Genomic DNA, 1,778 nt, shown 5'->3' on the forward strand with positions numbered 1-1,778 from the left:
AAGCATGCATCGTGCACCACCGCGCGTACCGTGTGGTCCCCAACTGGTCCCCAGGATCGCTGTCCTGGCGGTGAGGATCGCTCTGGCGTCTCTGGTCACCGCAGGGTGGAGAGGGCAGATTGACCGGCGGACTGTCAGTGGCCGCGCATAGCCTGCCGACATGTCCTCGACTCGCGATGAGCTTCGCCATGTCATGCTCGGTTCCCTCTTTACACCTGAGGTTCCCCTGGGGTTGACCCGGGACATCCTCATCACCTGCCACGTCTCGGCGACAGGCAAGGGCAAGCTCCACGGAAGCCCCGAGTGCCGCACGCTGCGGTCAGCCGCCTCCGTGAACCAGATCGACGTCCCCTTCGGCGAAGCCGTGGCGCGGCTCTGCCCGAGCTGTCGGTGGCCTCTGCCCACAGGCAGCCTCATCCTGCCGCTCGGCGCCGCTGTGAGCGAAGTGGATTCACTCGCCATCTGGCTCGACCGGGAGTCCAAGGACGAGGAAGACCTCGAGGCCGAGCGTGACGCCGCCACCGCCCTCACCGCCGGCGAGTACCCGCCCCCCGCCACCGAATCCGGCGACGAGGAGGAGAAAGACGACGACGAGGCCGGGCACGACGAGGAATGGGAGCGATACGACCGCGCCCGCAACTTCCGCTCCCGACGTCACGAGCACTGGCGTCGGCTGCACTCCTACCTGACACGGAGCAACGAGGCCGTGTCCGAGTACCCCTTCCTCGCCCCCTGGGCCGATGGTCTGCAGAGTCGCCTCGCCACGGTCCTCGACGAGGAGCGTCGGGCCTTCGCGGCCCTCGTGCAGCCGATCCGCCTGCTGGAGGCGGCTGCCGTGCGTATCCTGCCCGAGCCGAAGTTCTCCGCAGACCCCGGCCTCGCCGGGTTGGGAGCGGAAGCGGAGAAGACCTTCCGGCGAGCATGGTACGAGTGGAGTCGGCGAGCCATCTGGTCCTGGCGCCGCCTGGAAGATCAGGACTTCTCGGTCTACACCGTCGTCAGTGACGCCTTCGGACGTCGCCGTAAGGGGAAGCCCGAGGCCCACGCCGCCTTCCGCCTACTCACTGCCGACTGGATCCGTCAGGCACGAGAAGAAGCCTGTCGCCCCGTCAGTACGCCATGGCAGCTGGTGGCGGTGAAGGCGCCCGCCCTCGTCAGGACCCACCACAGCGAGCCGGAACGCGACCCCCTCACCTTGTGGGAAGCAGCGGTCATCGCCACCTGCCAGGTGGCCTTCAACCGGAAGGCCGGCACCACAGCGCTACTCGTTCCCCACCTCGTCGCCGAGCAACTGCTCGCATGCCCCTCCGACAACATGCCGGTCCAGCGCCTGGCTCCTGACGGCAGCGCGCTACCGGCAGAGATGCTGCTCGATCAGTGGGACCACGCGGGGCTCAACCTCTCATGACCGCCTCTCACGTACTCAGGGGAGCCGAGCAGACGGCCAACCGTGCGGGCCGGACCGCACGGCTGCGACCACCACGCCCCGGAACGCGCGAAAGGCCGCCCTCCCACGGATGAGAGAACGGCCTCCGACCTGCGAAAAGCGTGGTCGAGATGGCAGGATTTGAACCTGCGCCCCCTTGACTCCAGCGGGCCCTCTCGGCCCTGAGGCGGTCGCGCATCACGTCTGCCCGCCCCGATCGTGGGTGGGCAGCTACTCCACCACGCACAGAAGATCGGGACTCACGGCGTTCCCACCGACAGCACGCCGGTTGTCAGTGGTGTGGGAGAGAATCCTAGCGTGGCGACTTTCCCTGAAACCGAACGCTATATCC

The 1,778-nt window shown here is 67.6% G+C and carries 1 protein-coding gene and 1 tRNA gene; one reads left to right on the forward strand and one right to left on the reverse strand.

Going from position 1 to position 1,778, the window contains the following annotated elements:
* The first annotated feature begins 160 nt into the window (after window positions 1-160).
* Complete coding sequence (locus tag ABEA26_RS35845) at window positions 161-1,408, forward strand: hypothetical protein (RefSeq protein ID WP_345598240.1); 1,248 nt, start codon at window positions 161-163, stop codon at window positions 1,406-1,408.
* A gap of 141 nt (window positions 1,409-1,549) precedes the next feature.
* On the opposite strand, the gene ABEA26_RS35850 is transcribed toward ABEA26_RS35845, so the two are convergent.
* Window positions 1,550-1,620 (reverse strand) — tRNA-Ser (locus ABEA26_RS35850).
* Window positions 1,621-1,778: the final 158 nt, after the last annotated feature.

Origin of the sequence: Streptomyces marokkonensis (genome assembly GCF_039539045.1) — a bacterium.
Taxonomy (GTDB): domain Bacteria; phylum Actinomycetota; class Actinomycetes; order Streptomycetales; family Streptomycetaceae; genus Streptomyces; species Streptomyces marokkonensis.